This is a genomic window from Methylorubrum sp. GM97 (genome assembly GCF_024347855.1).
GTDB classification, from domain to species: Bacteria; Pseudomonadota; Alphaproteobacteria; order Rhizobiales; family Beijerinckiaceae; genus Methylobacterium; species Methylobacterium extorquens.
The window spans coordinates 3,030,589-3,048,901 of the sequence record NZ_AP025942.1; the positions used below are offsets into that span (position 1 = coordinate 3,030,589).

The following is an 18,313-nucleotide window of genomic DNA, read 5'->3' on the forward strand; positions in this document are numbered from 1 at the left end:
CCGCGAAGGTTGCCTCGGCCTGCACTCAAGGATCGCGTCGGCGTCATCTTGGCGTCCCTGACACGACCTCCGCTTCGCCGTCCGTGGTGCGGTGGGCCGGCGGTGTTGGTTCCGTAGGGGTCGCAACGCGCGGCAACCGTGACACCCGGGTGGCGTTGGTTGCACAGGCGGACGAGGGCCGGCGCGAAAGCGGGAATCCACCATGACCATGATGCGCACCGTGTGGGTTGGCCTCGTGGCCTCGGGCGTCGGACTCGGCGGCATGCCGGCTCTTGCCCAGACATCCGGCGGCGCTGGATTGCCCTCCGGCTTCACCGCGCCCGGCCTTCCCTTCGGCCCGACTTCATCGGTCGCCACGGTGGCGGCGCCGAGTCCGACCATGGCGCTTGCCAATCCCGGCGGCTTGAGTTTCGGCGGCGCCTCCCGTGCGTCGGGCCTCGGCACATCCACACCGTCCGGCGGCAACGCGGGAGGTTTGAGCTTCGGCGGCGCGGCCTCGACCGCCGTCGGCGGCTCCGGATTGCGTTCGACGGGCGGCGGGGCGGGAGCTCTCGGACGCCGCCCCTCGACGACCTGACCGCCAATCCCGGATCGGGCGGGGGAGGGGGTGCGCCCGCGGGTGCCGGCATCGCCGGCGGCGGAGGCTTCTCCCGCAGACCGACCGATGCTTACTTCGACCCGCTCTCCGGCTCCGGCCTGCGCTGACGGCATGGAGGAGAGCACCACGCTGGGATGTCCACAGTCCGCACCGGTCCCAGTAAGGTTTCGTTAACCAATTCGGTCTGTTCTATCTTCGTTCTCATGCCGAGTCGGAGAAAGAAGATGCCCAAGCCTCAGACTGCCGCGCGGAGCCGAGGCACGTTCACACCCGCAGCCGATCTCAGACAGGAGCGAGCTTCCTCCTGCCCCGTGGAGGAGATTGCGCAGGCCTATCTCAGCAGCACGGACGGTGACGCGGGCATCGCGTTGCGCTGCGCGATCACCGACGCCTTGTCCGATCTGATGGAGGCCGCGCGGCAGGACCGTGAGAACAGTCGCCTCATCTCGCGCGGCTATGTCCGTAACAGACGGCCACATGGGTAGCGATTTGAGGCGTGGCGGTAAGACGCACCGCTTGAAGCGGGGGTGGTGGGACGCATCTTCGAAGGAACGTTGTCCGGGATGACCGATATGCGCCTGTCTTTCCTCACGATTCTTGCGGGCCTCGCCTGCGTCGCCGCGTCCCCGGCGGCGCGGGCCGACCTTCTCATCGCCATCGACAAGGATGCGCAGCGGATGAGCGTGGTGGTCGATGGTTCACCGCGCTACGATTGGCCGGTCTCGACCGGGGTGGCGGGCCACGATACGCCGAACGGCAGCCATCGCCCGTTCCGCATGGAGAAGACGCATTTCTCCCGCGAGTGGGACAACGCGCCGATGCCGCACGCGATCTTCTTCACGCAGGTCGGCCACGCGATCCACGGCACCACGCACACCCGCCGCCTGGGCCGCGCCGCCTCGCATGGCTGCGTCCGCCTCTCACAACGCAATGCCGCGACGCTCTTCTCGCTGGTGAAGCAGCAGAAGATGGCCAACACCCGCGTCGTGATCGAGGGCAGCGTCGGCGACGCCCCGGTCGCCGAGACCCAGCGCCCCGGCAGAGCGCGTTCGGCCGGCCGCGGCTATGACGGCGGCGAGGGTGTGGTCGCCGTGCGCTCCCGGGGCCGGACCTGGGAGGATGAGGCCTACGCGCCCGTGCGGCGCCGCTACCCGGATGTGTTCGACGAGGGATATGGTTCGGGCGTCGGGTACGGCGATCTGTATTGAGGGTCAGGGCACCTAAGCCGCCGACGGCCGGATGATCCCGCCACACGCCGTTGCGTGAGGTCGATGATCTCGGCCCGTCGGTGTTGTTCCACCGACGTCTCGCGATGACGAGCGGATGAAGCGCGTCGTCGTCGCGGGTCGGTCAGGCCGGAAGGTGCCGGCCGTCGATCAGTTCGAGGCTGCGGCGCCGGTCACCCGCCACACGGCATTGCCGACATCGTCCGTCACGAGAAGCGCGCCGGCCTTACCGATCGCCACGCCGACGGGCCGCCCCTGGGCCTTCTCGTCGGCGTTGAGGAAGCCGGTCAGCACATCGACCGGGGCGCCGGCTGGCTGGCCATCCTTGAAGGGCACGTAGATGACCTTGTAGCCGCTCTTCGGCCGACGGTTCCAGGAGCCGTGCTGAGCGACGAAGAGACCGCTCTTCCAGGCATCCGGCAGGCTCGACCCGTTCGCGAAAGCGATGCCCAGCGAGGCCGTGTGGGTGCCGACGGCGTAGTCGGGGGCGATCGCCTGCTTCACCTTCTCCGGCTGCGGCGGCTGCACCCGTTCGTCCACGTGCTGACCCCAGTAGCTCCAGGGCCAGCCATAGAAGGCACCCTCCTTCACGCGGGTGATGTAGTCCGGCACGAGATCGCTGCCGATCTCGTCGCGTTCGTTCACCGCGGTCCACAGGGCGCCCGTCCCCGGCTCGAAGGCGAGACCGTTGGGGTTGCGCAGGCCGGTGGCGTATTCGCGCATCGCCTTGGTGGCGATCGTGTATTCCCAGATCGCGGCCCGGCCCTTCTCGATGTCGAGGCCGTTCTCGCCGACATTGCTATTCGAACCGACGGTGATGAAGAGCTTTTGTCCGTCCGGGCTCGCGACCACGTTCTTGGTCCAGTGGTGGTTGATGCCGGCGGGCAGGTCGACGACCTTTTCGGGGGTCGCCGTGATCTCGGTCTGGCCCTCGGCGTAGGGCACGCGGACCAGCGCGTCGGCATTGGCCACGTAGAGATCAGAGCCAACCAGCGCCATGCCGAAGGGCGAGGTGAGCCCTTTGAGGAAGACGTGGCGCTCCTCGGCGACGCCGTCCCCGTCCCGATCGCGCAGGAGCACGATGCGGTCCGGACTCGCACCGCCGGCTCCGGCGAGGCTCTTCACCTTGTCGGCCACCCAATCGGTGACGCTGGTCGAGTGATCGCCGGATTTCGGTGCCTGGCTCTCGGCGACGAGTACGTCGCCATTGGGCAGCACCACGGGCCAGCGCGGATGGTCGAGCCCGGTCCGCGAAGGCGGCGACGCTCAGGCCCTCTGCGGCTTTCGGCTTGGCGCCCTCCGCCCAGCGCGCCACCCGGGCGATGTTGACGGTCGGCATCAGCGTCGGGTTCGGCGCCGGCAGGGCCGGACTCACCCCGCTGCTCGCCGCCACATCGAGCGCAGCGGATTCCGGATAGACGACGAAACGCAGGAAGGCCGCCCCACCGAGCAGCACGACAGCGAGTGCGGCAAGGCCGACCTTGGCAGAAATGCGCATCGAAAACTCCGCGAGGACCGATCAGGCGGCCGTGGCAGCCGGTGGCACGGCCGCCGCGTCGGCGCCCGGATGGCGGCGGCTCGAATAGTAGAGCCCGATCGCGTTCCAGAACGCGTCGCGCTGCTCCTGGGTGAAGCGTTGGAGCGAGACATCAAGCGCGGTGCGTCCGGCTGCGGCCGCCTCCGCGCGCATCCGCTCTTCGAAAGCGACAGGCGTTTCCGAACGCGTTTCCATCATGGCCCGGCCCTTCGCTGACGCTGATCCAACGCCGTCAACGCCCAAGGTCGCGACTCCGTTCAATGCCGGTCGCGTGTGAGCGCCGAAGGGTGAGCGTGTGCCAAACGACACACCACCCCGGTTTCGATGCCCAGGCTTAACAGTTTCTTTGCACCTGTGGGCGGAATGGTCCAGCTTGGTTACCAACGTCGTCAGCCTTCAGGAGCCTGCATGCGAGCCGACCGGACCCTCCGTCTCCTCTGCCTTTCTGGGCTAGCGCTGACCGGTTCGGGACTTGGGGGATGCGGTCTGCTTCCGCATCAGGCTGAGCTGACCACGGGCTCGATCGCGATGAACGCCAAGGTCGTGCAGCCGCCGACCCCTGCCGACAAGGAATGCCTCGCCCGGGCGATGTATTTCGAGTCGAACCGCAGCGACGAGGAAGGGCTGCTCGCCGTCGGCACGGTGGTGATGAACCGCCTCGACGCACCGGCCTATCCCGGCCGGATCTGCGAAGTCGTCGGTCAGAAGCGGCAATTCGCCAACGGCGTGCTGACGAAGCCCGTCCGTGACCAGGACCGGCCGCGGCTGGAGCGGGTCGCCGACGCACTGCTCTCGGGCAAGCGCCACGACGGGGTGGGGCCGGCGCTGCACTTCCACACCGCGGGCTACAAGTTCCCCTACAACAACATGCACTACGTCGTCGCAGCCGGCGGCAACGTCTTCTACGAGAAGAGCGACCGTGAAGGTTATCTCCCAGCGGTCCAGCCCCGCGCCGTGGTGCAGACGGCCACCGGCCGCCTGATGCCGCTTCAGGTCGCCGCCGCGAATTCCGGCATGATCGGCCTTCCGCTCACCGGCCGCGTCCAGCCGACGCTGACCGCCGAATACACCGCCCCGACGGCCCCCGAGCTGCGCATCCCCGGCCCGGCCCGCTACGCCTCGGCGCCTGCCCGCGACAAGCATTAGGACGGTTCGTCGACGGGGTTACGGCCGGAGCGGGTTGTCGCCCCCGCCCTATGCGCAGGCACCGCAAGGCCTTAAGTCAGGGATGCGGCCGGGTTGCCCGGTCCGGCTCCCGTGAGGCTCACCCCGCATCGCCATGGCCGTTGTCCTCGATCTCCTGAACAAAGACACCCGGCCGAAGCTGGATGCGCCCGCACGTCCGCGCCATCCCGAGAAGGCGCACCGGCCGGACACCGCCATCCAGCGCAAGCCGGACTGGATCCGGGTGAAGGCACCGGGTTCGAAGCTCTGGGCCGAGACCAAGGACATCGTCCGCGCCAACAACCTCGTCACGGTCTGCGAGGAAGCGGGCTGCCCCAATATCGGCGAGTGCTGGGAAAAGCGGCACGCCACCTTCATGATCATGGGTGACACCTGCACCCGCGCCTGCTCGTTCTGCAATGTGCGCACCGGTCTGCCGGCGGCGCTCGATGAGGCCGAGCCGGAGAAGGTCGCCGAGGCGGTGGCCAAGCTCGGCCTGCACCACGTCGTCGTCACCTCGGTCGATCGCGACGACCTCAAGGATGGTGGCGCCGAGCATTTCTCGCGCACCATCGCCGCGATCCGCCGGGCGAGCCCCGGCACCACCGTCGAGATCCTGACGCCCGACTTCCTGCGCAAGCCCGGCGCCCTGGAAGTCGTGGTCGCGGCCAAGCCCGACGTGTTCAACCACAATATGGAGACCGTGCCCGGCAAGTACGTGACCGTGCGGCCCGGTGCCCGCTACTTCCACTCGGTGCGCCTGCTGCAGCGGGTGAAGGAACTCGATCCGACGATCTTCACCAAGTCCGGCATCATGGTCGGCCTCGGTGAGGAACGGAACGAGGTCGTGCAACTCATGGACGATCTGCGTTCGGCGGAGGTCGACTTCCTCACCATCGGCCAATATCTGCAACCGACCCGCAAGCACCATGAGGTCGTGCGCTTCGTGCCGCCGGACGAGTTCAAAGCCTACGAGACCACGGCCTATGCCAAGGGCTTCCTGCTGGTCTCGGCGACGCCGCTCACGCGCTCGTCGCATCACGCCGGCGAGGATTTCGCCCGGCTGAAGGCCGCCCGTCTGGCCAAGCTCGGACCCGCGCCGGTGGCTGCCAGCATCCGCGCCGTCAACGCCTGAGTCCGAATGCCATCCTTCCGCATCACAAGGAAAGTGCGTCACTCAGCGACGCAGATGTATGACCTCGTCGCCGATATCGAGCGCTATCCCGAGTTCCTGCCGCTTTGCGAATCGCTGCGGGTGCTGCGCGACGCGGAGGGGCCGAACGGCACGACGGTCCGGGTCGCGGAGATGGGCGTCGGCTACAAGGCGATCCGCGAGCGGTTCACAACCCGCGTGAGTCTCGACCGCGAGAACCGCAAGATCGTCGCCGAATATATCGACGGGCCGTTCAGGCATCTGGAGAACCGCTGGTCCTTCCGCGATGCCGAGGGCGGTGGCTGTGAGGTCGATTTCTTCATCACCTACGAGTTCAAGAGTCGAACCCTGGGTCTCCTCATGGGCACGATGTTCGACCGCGCCTTCCGCAAGTTCACCGATGCGTTTGAGGGCCGCGCCACCGCGATCTACGGCGTGCCGGCTTAAGCGGCACTGGCAGCGTTCCCGCCGCGCTTACGTCGCCGGGCCGAGAACGATGCGTGATCGGGCGTCTCACGAAGTGCCCCTGGCTCAGCCGCCTTTCCGGGCCGCGAGCAGGATGCTGGTCTCGGAATTGGCGATCCCCTCGAACTGACGAATCGTGCGCAACAGCGCATCAAAATCACCAAGGGTCGGCACCTCGATCTCGGCGACGATATCCCAGCGGCCATTGGTGGTGTGAAGCGCCCGGATCTCCGGCAGGCCGGACAGGCGGCGGATCACGCTCTCGGCATGGCGCCCATCTACCTCGATCAGCGTCACCGCCCGCACGCCTCCGGGCTCTACGTCCCGCACCGTGACGGTGAAGCCGGTGATGATTCCGGACGTCACCAGACGGTCGAGCCGGGCCCGCACCGTCGCCCGCGTGACGCCGAGCGCTGCGGCGAGCTTGGCCACCGGCATCCGCGCCTCGGTGCGCAGCAGGGCGATGAGCTGACGATCGGTCGCGTCGAGCATGGCCTTCCCACTTCGCGCAGCCGAGCTTAGCAGATCGGTCGATTGTCTGTCCCGATCGTGCATTTCATCGGCTGTCGATTGTCCGCTCGTCTCAGCCATGCTTGCGCCACGCAAGATTCGGGAGACGGACGTGACGCGTTATATTGGTAGTGGTGAAATGGCGGCTCTGCTACGCCGGGAGGGACCGGAGCCGATCCTGCGTCGTCTCATCGACGAATTGCGCGCCGATTTCCTGCGCTGGCCCGAGTTCGATCTCGCCCCGCGCCTCGCGAGCCACTCGGCCGGCGGGGTGATCGAGCTGATGCCGATCGCGGACGCGCAGCTCTACAGCTTCAAGTTCGTCAACGGTCATCCCGGCAATACCCGTCTCGGCAAGCAGACGGTCGTCGCCTTCGGCATGCTCGCCGACGTGGCGACGGGTTATCCGCTGCTGATTTGCGAGATGAGCCTGCTAACGGCCCTGCGCACGGCGGCGACCTCGGCACTCGCGGCCTCCCGCCTCGCTCGGCCCGAGAGCCGCTCCATGGCACTGATCGGCACCGGCGCGCAGGCCGAGTTCCAGGCCCTCGCTTTCAAGCTCGCACTCGGCATCAGCGAGATCCGGCTGTTCGACGTCGATCCGGCGGCGATGGCGAAGGCGCGGGCCAACCTCGAGGGCCATGGCTTGCGGCTCGTCTGCGCCCACTCCATCGGTGAGGCGGTGACGGGCGCCGACATCGTGACCACGGCGACCGCCGATAAGACCCGCGCCACGATCCTCACCCCCGGCCTCGTCGAGCCGGGCCAGCATCTCAACGCCATCGGCGGCGATTGCCCCGGCAAGACCGAGTTGCACTCCGACATCGTGGCACGTGCCCGCACGATCGTGGAATACGAGCCGCAATCGCGCATCGAGGGCGAGATCCAGCAGATGCCCGCGGACTATCCCGTTACCGAATTGTGGCGCGTGCTGCGCGGCGACGCGCCGGGCCGCGTAGGCCGGGACGAGATCACCCTGTTCGACTCGGTCGGCTTCGCGCTGGAGGACTTTTCGGCCCTGCGCTGCCTGCGGGCCATCGCCGGCTCTGGGCCGGGCTTGGACATCATCCCCGATCCGAAGGACCCGAAGGATCTGTTCGGGTCTGTCTTTTCACCGGGTGTCGGGTTCGAGAAAGCAGCGTAACAGGTTCGTACAGAGAGTCGGTGGCGCGTCGGACGGGAAGCCGTCCGACGCTCTGGCGACAGAACACGGCGGCCTAAGGCGCCGTGCGCGCCTCGTGGAAAAAATCTGAAGGGCTCTGCGAGACCGAGGCAATATCACCGTCAGCCTCCGGAAAAACCGGAGGTTCAGGTGGCGTAAGGCGGAGGCCCGCGCACAAGCTCGGCACAAGCCACGTGGTTCTGTATGATACCTCCTTCAGAGAATAAGACGCCATGATGCCGATAGGCCAAAGATTCTCGGAATGAGGACTGTGCAATTTTTGTCGTAGGTCGATGATTTCAGCCATTCAATCCGAAGGCCGGACCGTCGGCGCGCGTATTGCCGCAATCGCGACGCATCTCCCTGAGCGCGTCCTCACGAACGAACATCTCGCCGAACTCTATCCCGATTGGTCGTCCGACAAGATCCTGGACAAGACCGGCATCCGCGAACGTCGCGTGGCTGCTGAGTACGAGACGGCAGGCGACTTGGCCTTTCATGCCGCCGAGAAACTGTTTGCTGCGGGCGACTGCGTGCGCGAGGACATCGACTTCCTCATTCTCTGCACCCAGGCGCCCGACTACCTGCTGCCGACCACGGCCTGCCTCCTCCAAGACCGGCTCGGCCTGGGTCGGCATGTCGGCGCGCTCGACGTGAATCTCGGGTGCTCCGGCTTCGTCTACGGTCTCGCCTTGGCAACCGGGCTGATTGCGGCGGGCGCAGCGCGCACCGTGCTTCTCCTGACGGCCGACACCTATTCGAAGTTCATCCATGAGGGCGACAAGAGCGTCCGAACCTTGTTCGGTGACGGTTCCGCAGCAACACTGATCACCGCGAGCAACGAGTCCGTGATCGGCCCGTTTGTGTTCGGCACCGATGGCGCGGGCGGCAAGGATCTGATCGTCGAAGCGGGGGGCTTTCGTACGCCTCGGGGCCGGATACTGCTCTGGCAGAAGCGGATTCACACGGGAATGTTCGTTCGCGCGAGCACCTGTACATGAATGGTGCCAACGTGATGAGCTTTTCCTTGCGGGAGGTGCCACGCACCTTTGCGCGTCTGCTGGAAACAAGCGGCGTTACTCAGTCAGATGTGGATCACGTCGTCCTTCATCAAGCGAACAAGCTTATGTTGAACGCGCTGCAGCGCAAGATGGGCCTCCCAGCCGGAAAGGTGCCGCACCACTACGAAGACATCGGCAACACGGTGTCGTCGACCATCCCCTTCGTCCTGGCAAACCTGCGGGATAAAGGGCAAATGGCACCCGGTCGCCGCCTCGTCGTGATCGGGTTCGGCGTTGGACTCTCGTGGGCCGGGGCTTCGATCGTCTGCTGAGCCTCATGAAGGGATGACAATGAGCGGCTTTTACGAAGAACTCGCGGAGATCCTGGAGGTCGAGCCGGACCAAGTCACGGCCGACCTACGCTTGGAGAGCACGTCGTGGGACTCGCTGGCCGTGGTCTCCACCATTGCCCTGATCGATGAGCAGTATGACAAGGCGGTCAACGCCACGGCCCTCGCTGCGTGCGAGACGGTCGGCGATATCGAGCGCTTGATTGCAGCACGCCAGACCGAGAGCGAGGCGTAAATGGCATCGAGCGGGCAGACCGCGCGCACGTCGGGATCCCGAATCGCCGGGGTGGTCTCCTGTCTGCCCTCGCGTCGAATCGAGAACGAGGACTTTCTCGATCGTTTCGGCGACAAGGTCCACGAGGTGGTCAAGATGACCGGCGTCAGGACCCGCTATTGGGTCGAGGACGGCACCACGACCTCCGACTTGTGCGCCGTCGCCGCCGAATGCTTGCTTGATCGTCTCGGCTGGGAACGCGATAGCGTCGACGGCATCATCTTTGTCTCGCAGACGCCGGATTACCGGCTGCCGGCGACATCCTGCGTGCTGCAGCATCGGCTCGGCCTGCGCACCGGCGTTCTCGCCTTCGACGTGTCGCTAGGCTGCTCAGGATATCCCTACGGCCTCTGGATGGCGATGATGATGGTCCAGACTGGCGCGGCCAAGCGGATCCTTCTCGCCGTAGGCGACACCAGCAGCATCATGAACGATGCCGACGATCGCGGCACCGCCCTTCTGTTCGGCGATGCCGGAACCGTGACCGCGATCGAAGCGACCGTTCCCGACGCCGATCCCGCTTGGTTCATCCTCGGTACCGACGGCCAGGGAGCCGACAACCTCATCGTTCCCGGGGGTGCTTTCCGCAAGCGCGAGGCCACCGGCCGATTGGAGGGCCATCCCCTCGACAAGCTGTTCATGGATGGCGGTGAGGTGTTCAACTTCACGCTCAAGGCCGTGCCGTCGTTGATCAGAGACACCATGGCCGCTGCGGGCGAGGGCGTCGAGGATTACGACATGTTCCTCCTGCATCAGGCGAACGCGTTCATGATCCGCCACCTCGCAAAGAAGGCGAAGCTGCCGCCGGAGAAGGTGCCGATCAACATCGACCGCTACGGCAACACCAGCAGCGCGACCTTGCCGCTGCTCATGACGACCGACCGGGCGGATGCGTTGACCACTGGCGATTGCCGCGTCGCCCTGTTCGGCTTTGGGGTTGGCTACTCGTGGGCCGCGGCCTCGATGCGGATCGGCCCGCTCCGCTGCTGCGAGACGATTTCGCTGTGATCTTTTCCCGCGAAGCCTTCGAGGGACGTCACTTCCTCATCACCGGAGCCTCATCAGGAATCGGTCAGCATACGGCGGTGCGGCTGGCGGAGGCCGGAGCGCGGGTGGCCCTGATCGGCCGCAGCACCGAACGGCTGGCTGCAACCGCTGCCCTGCTCGCGGGCGACGGCCATTCCAGCCATTCCGCCGATCTGAGCGACGCCGAGGTGACAGCGGACCTCGTTCAGGGGATCGCCAAGCAGCACGGTCGTTTCTGCGGCATTTTCCATTCTGCGGGCACGGCGTTGATCCTTCCGGCGCGGGCCACCAAGAACCGCCATCTCGACGATGTCTTCGCGGCGGGCGTCCGCGGCGCCTTCGGCGTCGCTCGGGCGGCGGCGAAGAAGGACGTCGTGGTCGATGGCGGATCTCTGGTGTTCATGTCGTCGGTGTCGTCGATGCGCGGGCGCCCCGGCATGAGTGCTTATTCGGCTGCCAAAGCCGCGGTGGACGGCATGGTGCGCGTGCTGGCTTCGGAAATGGCCGACCGTTGCATCCGGGTGAATTCCATCGTGGCCGGCGGGATCGAGACGGCGATGCACCGTGATTTCACGGAATCGGTCGGCAGCGAAATGGTGCGGAACTACGAGGCGCTGCACATGCTCGGCTTTGGCCGACCCGACGATATTGCCCACGCTGCGATGTTTCTACTCAGCGATGCTTCGCGCTGGATCACCGGCAGCAACATGGTCGTCGATGGAGGGTATACCGCCAAGTGAGCCGCCACCCATGAGGTGCGTGTAGGCGCGCATGAACGCGGCGATCCGGATTTCGTCGCGACCGATCACACCGGGCTTCTCCGACAATTCGACGCCCCGCTGGACATTTTCCAGGATCGCTCGGTCCTCGTCGATCACCGCACGACCCAGCGCCTTGCCCGACTGGTTGATCAGATCCTGTGCCGCGCGCTGCGCACGGGTCAGGTCGAGCTTCGGTTCGAATAGCCGAAAGCGCAGTCCGGTTTCCGTCGCCGACAGAGGCAAAGCGTGGCCGACATAAAAAGACAGACCCTGCGTCGATGAGATGAACAGGTTGGGAAAGATGTGAATGTGGAAAAACGAGTCGTGGGTGAAGGCGCGGGTGTCGAGATAGGCGAGCGCCTTCTGCCGCCGGGCCTCTCCGGCCGTCGCGGTGCGCGGGAAGTGGCTACTGGAATGCGGTCCGTCGAACCGTTCCTGCTCGATGCCTGCTCTGCCAATCCCGAGCGTTTTCACGAACGTGTCCTGATGGACGACCGAGCAATGGTAGCATTCAAGAACGTTCTCGACGAGCAGCTTCCAATTGGCCGCGTGTGAAATTGTTCCAGTATCAATTTCCGGCCCGAAATAGGATCCAATCTGCTCAAGCAGTGGATAGAATGCGCCCAGATACTCGCGCAGAGACGGTCCGCCGCTCCGCTTGCGGAAAAATACGAAAATCCCACACATCTCGATTTCGTAACCGGTCAGGCATAACCGCTCGCGATCATCGAGCGCGAATCCGTCGCGGCGCGGCATGCCGTGCGGGAAACCGGTGCTGTCGAAGCTCCAGCCATGATAGGCACACATCAGCGGCCGGTTGCCGCGCTCGCCCGGCTGGATGCGGTTGAACCGATGGCTGCACACATTGGCGAATGCCCGGATCTCGCCGCGGAAGTTCTGCAGGACGGTCGCGGTGTTCTTGTAATCGACGCAGACGAAATCGCGATCCGCGGCGAGTTCTCCTGCCAGGGCTCCGAATTGCCAGAGTGGATCGAACAGAGTGTCCAGTTCGTCGGCAAGGATCTCGGGACGGTAGTAATTTGCGCAAGGCAGCATGGGCGTTTCGTTCTCGAGCCGGCCTTCTTAGTGTCTCTCACAAAACTCCCGCTGCGCTGCCGTGCTCAGAACGGAGACGATCGGTGGTCGCGAGTTTTGTGAGGCACTCTTACAACTTCCTCGTCAGTCTCGCCTCTCTTGCGAGGTTGGGCCGCGACCATGCCGAGAGAATTTTCCGCCTCAGCACCGCTCAAGTTCGTAGCGGCGAAAGGAAGTGGGATATCGGATTAGGATGATCAGCGGCTCATGTAAAGCAGCACACCAAGTCGCGCCATGTTGAAGAGCTGAGAGAAGGCCCGTCAGTGCGGTGAAATGCAATACCGACATACCAAATTAGCCCAGCATGCAGACGTTTTCCCCTCAAGTTGCGGGGCAAAACACATAAATACAAGGAAAGACCGGCAAAATGGCAGCGCGTGAACGCCTTATTCTGGTCGGTGCCGGCGGATTCGGGCGGGAAGTGTACTTCTGGGCGGGAGACTGCCACGCGGCGGGGACGCTGCCTCCCCTCGCCGGGTATATCGATGACGTGGTCCAGGAGTTGCCCGGCTACGACCTACCCCGACTTGCAGGCCTGCAGGACTACACGCCGGCACCGGGCGATCTGTTCGTGGTCGCGTTAGGCGTGCCTGCCAAGAAACGCCGCGTCGTCGAGTTGCTTCAGACGCGTGGCGCCCGTTTCGCGACGTTGCACCATCCGACCGCAACCGTCGTGCGCACGGCGTCGATTGGGGAGGGCGTCATCCTATGCCCCTATACCATGGCGCTGCCCGACACCCGTATCGAGCGCTTCGTGACACTGAACAATTATTCGGGCTTTGGCCATGACAGCGTGTGCGGGGAGTTCACGACGCTGAGTTCGATGGTCGATGTCACGGGCTATGTGCGGATTGGCCGGGATGTCCTGATCGGTTCGGGGGCACGGCTGTTGCCGAAGGTGACGATCGGCGATGGTGCGACGATCGGGGCAGGCTCGATCGTGGTCCGCTCGGTCAAACCGAACATGACGGTGTTCGCCGCTCCCGCCAAGCTGCTTTCAATGAAGCCCAAAAGCTGAGTGGCAGCGGAAATTCGAAATCCAAAAAATTTCGGACAGAGCGAGTTTTGATCAAATCAATTCTTGCGCGAGAAATTTCTTGATTCTTGGCATCTTGCACTGAATGAGACTTGTGGCCGCCTTCCAATTCCCCCGCTTAAGCGCTGGTTAACAAAATTATCCACGCAAAAGCATCAAGACCGCACCGGGCTCACGCGGAGTGATGCGTCTCGAGCCAGCCTTTCCACATGGAGCGGAACGCGTCGCCCATGTCCTGCGCGAAGCGCGCATGGTCCATGACCGGACCGGCGAACATGCGCTCGCGCAGGTTCGTGCGGATGGCGCGGAGGCGATCCGGATCGCGCGCCAGTTCCAGCGCGCGGGTCGCGTAATCCTCAGGCGTGTCGCCCACGAGTTCTTCCAGTCCGATCGCCTCCAGCAGCGATGAACCGACCCGCGACACCGCCTGGCTGCCCCGCAGCGCGATGAAGGGGACGCCCATGCAGAGCGTGTCGCAACTCGTCGTCCCACCATTGTAGGGAAACGAATCGAGGGCGATGTCGAACTCGTGGTAAAGGTCGAAATATGTCGTCGTGACGCGGGGATGGAGCCGCACCCGGTCGAGCGGAATCCCGGCCATCGACAGGCGTGCATTGACCTTTTCCCGAATGACGGCCGTCTCCACATCGGCCACGACCATGAACAGCCGCGCGTCGGGAAGCGCCTGCAGGATGGCGGCCCAGGTCTTGAAGGCGCCGTCGCTGATTTTCTCGAAGCGGTTCATGACACCGAAGGTGACGAAACCGTTGTCTTCGAAGGGCGGGCGCTCCCGCACGGGCGGGATGTCGTGATGCGCCTCGTAGGTGGCGGAGACGCCCGGCAGCCACCACACCGTCTCCGTGTGCAGGCTCTCCGTTTGGCCGGGCACATCGAGACGGGCATCGGTCAGGCGGTAATCCATGGCGCGCAGGCCCGTGGTCGCCGGGTGGCCCATCCACGTGACCTGAACCGGCGCCGGCTTGCGGGCGAAAACGAGCAGCCGGTGGCCGGCACTGTGGCCGGACAGGTCGACGAGGATATCGATCTTCTCCGACTCGATGAGGTCGGCGGCCTCGTCGTCGTTGAGGCCGGTGATGTTGTGCCAACCATCGAACAGAGTCCGCAGGCGGGCCGAAACCGCGTCTTCCGCTGCCTGGGTCATGTAGGCGCGCGCTTCGAACCGCGTCCGATCCAGGTGGCGCAGGAATGGCTCGATGAAGCGGGCGACGGCGTGGGTGCAGAGGTCGCCCGAGACGAATCCGATTCGCAGGCGGCGCTCGGGATCACGATCGTTGGCGAAGGGGCGCTTGCGCAGCAGTGGATCGGCGAAGCGGGCGCCGAAGCTGCGCGCGTCGGCCGCGTAGTCCGCGTGCGGAACGCCCTCGGCATAGAGCTTGGTGAACAGCCGGTTGGAATGGGCGGTGATATGCGTCGGATCGGTCGCGAGCGCCCGGTCGAAACTCGCGAGCGCCTCGGGCAAGTGGCCGAGACTCTTCAGGCTGCAACCGAGATTGTTGTGCGCATTGGAGAGACCGGGATCGAGCGCAACGGCACGCCGCGCATGGGTCACGGCCGCGCTGTGATGGCTGACGCGCTGATAGACACCGGACAGGTTCGAATGCGCGATCGCGAGGTCGGGATTGAGGGCGACCGCCCGCTCCAGAGCCGAGATGGCGCCGGTGTAGTCGCCCATCGCGATCAGGACGGCACCGAGGCTGCTGAAATAGCCGGCGTTGTCGGGCTCGCGGTAGATCGCGATGCTGAACAGGTCGAACGCCTGCTGGTGTCGGCCCTTCCCCGCGGCGATGGCGCCCGCGAGATGGGTCGCGTTGGCGTGGGTTTCGTCGAGGCCGATGACGAGGTCGGCCAGAGTTTCTGCGCCGGCGAGGTCGCCCGCGCTGTAGCGCTCCTGTCCCCGCGCGAAGGCATGGTCGGCGAAATCCTTGAGGATCGCGCGCGATGCATCGTCGGCGATGTCCCGACTGCGGAATTGCAGGATCAGGGCACGCGCCTCGTCGAGCCGGTTCAGCACGAGGAGCGTCACGGCCAGAGCGAGCCAATAGCGCGGCTGCTCGGGCTCAGCCCTCAGGGCGGCGACGAAATGCGGGACCGCCGGTCCGGGTCCGTCCGCTTTGCTGGTGAGGAGGCCGAGTTCGTGGTGCGTGCCCGCGTGATGCGGCGCCGCGTCCAGCGCGCGCTGAAGGTTGCGGCGGGCTTTGTCATAACGTCCGGCGGTGCGGTGGGCGATGGCCTTGGCGAGGGTACGCTCGATCGAGTCCGCGGCGTGAGCGTGCTCGATCGTCCGCGATTTGCGATGTTCGCGCATGCCCGACGCTCCTTGAGAAGGCAGGAGGGTAGGGACCTTATGCTCAACAAATTGTTAACATCGGCTCTCGTCCACGCTGTCGCGAGACCGACCCAGGCCCTGGGCCTCCGCCCCGTCTAAGGATGGCCCGTCCCTCATGTTCGCGCTCCGGCGACGAAAGCGCGGCGTGGGTTCTGCGGGAGAGACTCAACTGGGCTTGCTTCCGGGCGGCAGGAACCGCCCCGCCCGCGCTTCGAGCAGGCGCACCAGCGCCGGCTCCATGAAGGCGTAGTCGTCGCGCACATCGAGGCAGACGATCCGGGCGTGCCGGAGCGCCGGCCCGAAGCGGCGCATCAGCTTGCGCCGATGCGCGCGCTCCATCACCACGATGGTCTCGGCCCAGGCGAGGTGATCGGCCTCCAGGGGCTCGTCCGCGTCGTCCGAGACACCCGCCGAAGCCGTCTCCAGGCCGGGCCATCGCGAAAACACCTGCTCGGCGGTCGGGCTGCGGGCGCGGGCCCGGCCGCAGACGAACAGGATCCTCACGCGTTCTCCGCCAGCTCCGATTGCCGCTCGAACAGGGCGCGGTAGGCCCCGTTCGGGCGCCGCATCAGCGCGGCATGCGCCCCGTCCTCGACGATGCGGCCCCGGTCGAACACGAGGATGCGGTCGAGGGCGCGCACCGTCGAGAGACGGTGGGCGATGACGATGGCGGTGCGCCCGCGCATCAGCCGCTCCATCGCCTCCTGCACCAGAGCCTCCGATTCCGAGTCGAGGCTGGACGTGGCCTCGTCGAGGATCAGGATCGGCGCATCCGCGAGGAAGGCACGGGCCAGGGCCACCCGCTGCCGCTCGCCCCCGGAGAGCTTGACGCCGCGCTCGCCCACCAGCGTAGCGTAGCCCTTCGGCAGCCGCGCGATGAAGTCGTGCGCGTTGGCGAGCCGCGCCGCCCGCTCGATCTCTTCGGGCGAGGCGCCGGGCCGGGCATAGGCGATGTTCTCGGCGAGCGAGCGGTGGAACAGCACCGGCTCCTGCGGGACGATGGCGACCTGCGCCCGCAGGCTCGCCTGCGTCGCGCCCGCCACGTCCTGCCCGTCGATGCGCACGTGCCCGCCGCTCACGTCATAGAGCCGCTGGATCAGCTTGACGAACGTCGTCTTGCCCGATCCGGAACGCCCGACAAGGCCGACGCGCTGGCCGGCGGGAATCGTCACCGACAGCCCGTCATAGAGTGGCGTGCCGTGGGTGCCGTAGTGGAAGCGCACGGCGTCGAAGCGGATCGCGCCGCCGCTCACAGCGAGCGGCACCGCGCCCGGACGGTCGGCGACGCCCACGGGCTCGGCTTCGAGGGCGACCAGTTCCTCCATCTCGTTGACCGAGCGTTGCAGGTGGTTGATGTGCCCACCGATGTCGCGGAGATAGCCGTGCACCACGAAGTAGGTGGTGAGCACGTAGGCGACTTCGCCGGGGCTCGCCTGACCCTGCCACCACAGCCACAGGGCCGTGGCGACGATGGCGCTGCGGAAGGCCAGCAGCAGCCCGAGCTGAAGGGTGCCGCTCCACGTTACGATCATCCAGGTGCGTCGGGTGCGCCGCCGCCACTTCGACAAGACGCGCGCAAGCCGCTCATCCTCCCGTGCCTCGGCGCCGAACGCCTTCACCACCGCGTTGTTGCCGATCGTGTCGCTGAGCGCGCCGCCGAGCCGCGTGTCGAGGGCATTCGAGAGTGTCGCCGCAGGGGCGATTACCCGCGTCGCCAGGAACACGGCGGTGCCGACATAGGCGAGCGTGCCGAGCCCGATCACCGCGCCCATCGCCGGCCAGTGCAGGCCGAGCACCACGGTCGTGCCCAAGAGCACGACGACGGAAGGCAGAATCGAGAGCAGCAGAACGTCGTTGAGCCCGTCGAGAGCCCACATCCCGCGCGAGATCTTGCGCACGGTCGAGCCGGAGAAGGTGTTGGCGTGCCACTCGGTCGAGAAGCGCTGGACGCGGGCAAAGCTCTGGCTCGCGATGTCGGACATCGTGCCGAGCGTCAGCGGCACCACGAGGCTCCAGGCGACATGGCGCAACAGCACCGTCGCGAGGCTCAGCGCGGTCATGATGGCGAAAGCCGGCAGTGCGGCCTGCAGGGCGGCTTGGCGCTCGGCACCGGCGAGCGCATCGACGAGGCGCCCGGCATAGAGCGGCAGCATCACGTCGGCCAGCGTGGCGAGCGTGATGGCGGCCACGAGAGCGGAGACGAGGCCGACGCGCCGGCGCCAGCCACGGACGACGAAGGCAAGGACGCGGCGGACAACGTCCGCGCGCCGGGGAGAAGACAGGGACATGGCAGTGCCCGACGATGAAGCGTCGGCTCCGAAAGACGCGGGCGCCGCGGATTGGATCGCGCGGTCCGGCGAGGTCAGATCGGGGAGGGTGCGTGAGCCGCGGGGGCCGTCAGGCCGAGCGGCGGGGGAATGCGCCTAAGCGATTCCGGCAGGCGCTACAGCGATTCCTGCACGACGGAAGACGATGCCGACAACCATGCTGCGTCTCCCTGTTCGAACGCGACCGGCTCGACCGATACCGAACGGGGGTCCGATTCGCAACGTCCGATACGGGTCGGCCCGAGCGTATGACTTGGCGGAGAGCGGCACCATCGAAGTCC

General features: G+C 66.1%; 19 protein-coding genes and 1 pseudogene. 13 read left to right on the forward strand and 7 right to left on the reverse strand.

All coding sequences use genetic code 11. The annotated features are described in order from the left end of the window. Positions 1 to 202 precede the first annotated feature (202 nt). The 3 genes from MSPGM_RS13970 to MSPGM_RS13980 all read left to right on the forward strand — a co-directional run bounded on the left by MSPGM_RS13970 (position 203) and on the right by MSPGM_RS13980 (position 1,806). Positions 203 to 577 (forward strand): 1,3-beta-glucanase, encoded by a 375-nt coding sequence (locus tag MSPGM_RS13970; protein WP_261925678.1) that lies wholly within the window; start codon positions 203 to 205, stop codon positions 575 to 577. Positions 578 to 822: 245 nt separating this feature from the next. Next, positions 823 to 1,083 (forward strand): hypothetical protein, encoded by a 261-nt coding sequence (locus tag MSPGM_RS13975; RefSeq protein WP_043766261.1) that lies wholly within the window; start codon positions 823 to 825, stop codon positions 1,081 to 1,083. A gap of 87 nt (positions 1,084 to 1,170) precedes the next feature. Further along, positions 1,171 to 1,806, forward strand: a complete 636-nt coding sequence (locus MSPGM_RS13980; protein WP_012753142.1) for a L,D-transpeptidase — start codon at positions 1,171 to 1,173, stop codon at positions 1,804 to 1,806. Between the two features lie 168 nt (positions 1,807 to 1,974). Here MSPGM_RS13980 and MSPGM_RS13985 read toward each other — a convergent pair. Together MSPGM_RS13985 and MSPGM_RS13990 are read right to left on the reverse strand one after the other, a co-directional pair. Then, positions 1,975 to 3,322, reverse strand: a pseudogene (locus MSPGM_RS13985) (PQQ-dependent sugar dehydrogenase). Between the two features lie 21 nt (positions 3,323 to 3,343). Next, entirely contained in the window at positions 3,344 to 3,514 is a 171-nt protein-coding gene (locus MSPGM_RS13990) for a hypothetical protein (protein ID WP_012753145.1), read from the reverse strand. Between the two features lie 255 nt (positions 3,515 to 3,769). On the opposite strand from MSPGM_RS13990, the gene MSPGM_RS13995 reads away from it, so the two are divergent. The 3 genes from MSPGM_RS13995 to MSPGM_RS14005 all read left to right on the forward strand — a co-directional run bounded on the left by MSPGM_RS13995 (position 3,770) and on the right by MSPGM_RS14005 (position 6,125). Beyond that, the gene (locus MSPGM_RS13995) at positions 3,770 to 4,507 is read left to right on the forward strand and encodes a cell wall hydrolase (protein WP_003597437.1); all 738 of its coding nucleotides are present in this window, start codon (positions 3,770 to 3,772) and stop codon (positions 4,505 to 4,507) included. A gap of 133 nt (positions 4,508 to 4,640) precedes the next feature. Then, a complete protein-coding gene (gene lipA, locus MSPGM_RS14000; protein WP_003597435.1) occupies positions 4,641 to 5,660 on the forward strand; it encodes a lipoyl synthase in 1,020 nt (339 codons plus the stop codon). A 6-nt stretch (positions 5,661 to 5,666) separates the two neighbouring features. Continuing rightward, positions 5,667 to 6,125: a type II toxin-antitoxin system RatA family toxin gene (locus MSPGM_RS14005; protein ID WP_003597433.1), complete on the forward strand. Its 459-nt coding sequence runs from the start codon at positions 5,667 to 5,669 to the stop codon at positions 6,123 to 6,125. An 84-nt stretch (positions 6,126 to 6,209) separates the two neighbouring features. Here the strand turns inward: MSPGM_RS14005 and MSPGM_RS14010 are convergent, their stop codons facing one another. Further along, positions 6,210 to 6,635, reverse strand: a complete 426-nt coding sequence (locus MSPGM_RS14010) for an Lrp/AsnC family transcriptional regulator (RefSeq protein WP_003597425.1) — start codon at positions 6,633 to 6,635, stop codon at positions 6,210 to 6,212. 130 nt (positions 6,636 to 6,765) lie between these two features. On the opposite strand from MSPGM_RS14010, the gene MSPGM_RS14015 reads away from it, so the two are divergent. The 6 genes from MSPGM_RS14015 to MSPGM_RS14040 all read left to right on the forward strand — a co-directional run bounded on the left by MSPGM_RS14015 (position 6,766) and on the right by MSPGM_RS14040 (position 11,206). Further along, complete coding sequence (locus MSPGM_RS14015) at positions 6,766 to 7,797, forward strand: ornithine cyclodeaminase (RefSeq protein WP_003597421.1); 1,032 nt, start codon at positions 6,766 to 6,768, stop codon at positions 7,795 to 7,797. A gap of 311 nt (positions 7,798 to 8,108) precedes the next feature. Next, positions 8,109 to 8,816, forward strand: coding sequence for a 3-oxoacyl-ACP synthase III family protein (locus MSPGM_RS14020; protein WP_261925679.1), 708 nt, complete (start codon positions 8,109 to 8,111; stop codon positions 8,814 to 8,816). After that, positions 8,813 to 9,148: a 3-oxoacyl-[acyl-carrier-protein] synthase III C-terminal domain-containing protein gene (locus MSPGM_RS14025; protein ID WP_261925680.1), complete on the forward strand. Its 336-nt coding sequence runs from the start codon at positions 8,813 to 8,815 to the stop codon at positions 9,146 to 9,148. Before MSPGM_RS14020 ends, MSPGM_RS14025 begins: the two co-directional genes overlap by 4 nt. 19 nt (positions 9,149 to 9,167) lie before the next feature. Next, the gene (locus MSPGM_RS14030; protein WP_003597417.1) at positions 9,168 to 9,401 is read left to right on the forward strand and encodes an acyl carrier protein; all 234 of its coding nucleotides are present in this window, start codon (positions 9,168 to 9,170) and stop codon (positions 9,399 to 9,401) included. Then, a complete protein-coding gene (locus tag MSPGM_RS14035) occupies positions 9,402 to 10,448 on the forward strand; it encodes a ketoacyl-ACP synthase III (protein WP_003597416.1) in 1,047 nt (348 codons plus the stop codon). After that, a complete protein-coding gene (locus MSPGM_RS14040) occupies positions 10,445 to 11,206 on the forward strand; it encodes an SDR family NAD(P)-dependent oxidoreductase (RefSeq protein WP_003597415.1) in 762 nt (253 codons plus the stop codon). Before MSPGM_RS14035 ends, MSPGM_RS14040 begins: the two co-directional genes overlap by 4 nt. On the opposite strand, the gene MSPGM_RS14045 is transcribed toward MSPGM_RS14040, so the two are convergent. Further along, entirely contained in the window at positions 11,135 to 12,283 is a 1,149-nt protein-coding gene (locus MSPGM_RS14045; RefSeq protein WP_012753151.1) for an aromatic ring-hydroxylating oxygenase subunit alpha, read from the reverse strand. The genes MSPGM_RS14040 and MSPGM_RS14045 overlap by 72 nt on opposite strands. Positions 12,284 to 12,689: 406 nt before the next feature. Here MSPGM_RS14045 and MSPGM_RS14050 point away from each other — a divergent pair, with 406 nt between their 5' ends. Continuing rightward, positions 12,690 to 13,340 carry an acetyltransferase gene (locus tag MSPGM_RS14050; protein ID WP_003597410.1) on the forward strand — a complete coding sequence of 217 codons (651 nt, stop codon included), beginning with the start codon at positions 12,690 to 12,692 and terminating at the stop codon, positions 13,338 to 13,340. A gap of 190 nt (positions 13,341 to 13,530) precedes the next feature. Here the strand turns inward: MSPGM_RS14050 and MSPGM_RS14055 are convergent, their stop codons facing one another. The 3 genes from MSPGM_RS14055 to MSPGM_RS14065 form a co-directional block, all read right to left on the reverse strand. After that, the gene (locus MSPGM_RS14055; RefSeq protein WP_003597409.1) at positions 13,531 to 15,684 is read right to left on the reverse strand and encodes a tetratricopeptide repeat protein; all 2,154 of its coding nucleotides are present in this window, start codon (positions 15,682 to 15,684) and stop codon (positions 13,531 to 13,533) included. Between the two features lie 186 nt (positions 15,685 to 15,870). Continuing rightward, entirely contained in the window at positions 15,871 to 16,209 is a 339-nt protein-coding gene (locus MSPGM_RS14060; RefSeq protein WP_003597408.1) for a low molecular weight protein tyrosine phosphatase family protein, read from the reverse strand. Continuing rightward, on the reverse strand, positions 16,206 to 17,993 hold the full coding sequence (locus tag MSPGM_RS14065; protein ID WP_003597407.1) for an ABC transporter ATP-binding protein: 1,788 nt from the start codon (positions 17,991 to 17,993) through the stop codon (positions 16,206 to 16,208). Before MSPGM_RS14065 ends, MSPGM_RS14060 begins: the two co-directional genes overlap by 4 nt. Positions 17,994 to 18,313: the final 320 nt, after the last annotated feature.

Excerpts from the sequence above, each read along its gene's own strand:
- MSPGM_RS13970 (WP_261925678.1), top strand. The coding sequence starts at position 203 with ATGACCATGATGCGCACCGTGTGGGTTGGCCTCGTGGCCTCGGGCGTC.
- MSPGM_RS13975 (WP_043766261.1), top strand. The coding sequence starts at position 823 with ATGCCCAAGCCTCAGACTGCCGCGCGGAGCCGAGGCACGTTCACACCC.
- MSPGM_RS13980 (WP_012753142.1), top strand. The coding sequence starts at position 1,171 with ATGCGCCTGTCTTTCCTCACGATTCTTGCGGGCCTCGCCTGCGTCGCC.
- MSPGM_RS13990 (WP_012753145.1), bottom strand. The coding sequence starts at position 3,514 with ATGCGCGCGGAGGCGGCCGCAGCCGGACGCACCGCGCTTGATGTCTCG.
- MSPGM_RS13995 (WP_003597437.1), top strand. The coding sequence starts at position 3,770 with ATGCGAGCCGACCGGACCCTCCGTCTCCTCTGCCTTTCTGGGCTAGCG.
- lipA (WP_003597435.1), top strand. The coding sequence starts at position 4,641 with ATGGCCGTTGTCCTCGATCTCCTGAACAAAGACACCCGGCCGAAGCTG.
- MSPGM_RS14005 (WP_003597433.1), top strand. The coding sequence starts at position 5,667 with ATGCCATCCTTCCGCATCACAAGGAAAGTGCGTCACTCAGCGACGCAG.
- MSPGM_RS14010 (WP_003597425.1), bottom strand. The coding sequence starts at position 6,635 with ATGCTCGACGCGACCGATCGTCAGCTCATCGCCCTGCTGCGCACCGAG.
- MSPGM_RS14020 (WP_261925679.1), top strand. The coding sequence starts at position 8,109 with ATGATTTCAGCCATTCAATCCGAAGGCCGGACCGTCGGCGCGCGTATT.
- MSPGM_RS14025 (WP_261925680.1), top strand. The coding sequence starts at position 8,813 with ATGAATGGTGCCAACGTGATGAGCTTTTCCTTGCGGGAGGTGCCACGC.
- MSPGM_RS14030 (WP_003597417.1), top strand. The coding sequence starts at position 9,168 with ATGAGCGGCTTTTACGAAGAACTCGCGGAGATCCTGGAGGTCGAGCCG.
- MSPGM_RS14035 (WP_003597416.1), top strand. The coding sequence starts at position 9,402 with ATGGCATCGAGCGGGCAGACCGCGCGCACGTCGGGATCCCGAATCGCC.
- MSPGM_RS14045 (WP_012753151.1), bottom strand. The coding sequence starts at position 12,283 with ATGCTGCCTTGCGCAAATTACTACCGTCCCGAGATCCTTGCCGACGAA.
- MSPGM_RS14050 (WP_003597410.1), top strand. The coding sequence starts at position 12,690 with ATGGCAGCGCGTGAACGCCTTATTCTGGTCGGTGCCGGCGGATTCGGG.
- MSPGM_RS14055 (WP_003597409.1), bottom strand. The coding sequence starts at position 15,684 with ATGCGCGAACATCGCAAATCGCGGACGATCGAGCACGCTCACGCCGCG.
- MSPGM_RS14065 (WP_003597407.1), bottom strand. The coding sequence starts at position 17,993 with ATGTCCCTGTCTTCTCCCCGGCGCGCGGACGTTGTCCGCCGCGTCCTT.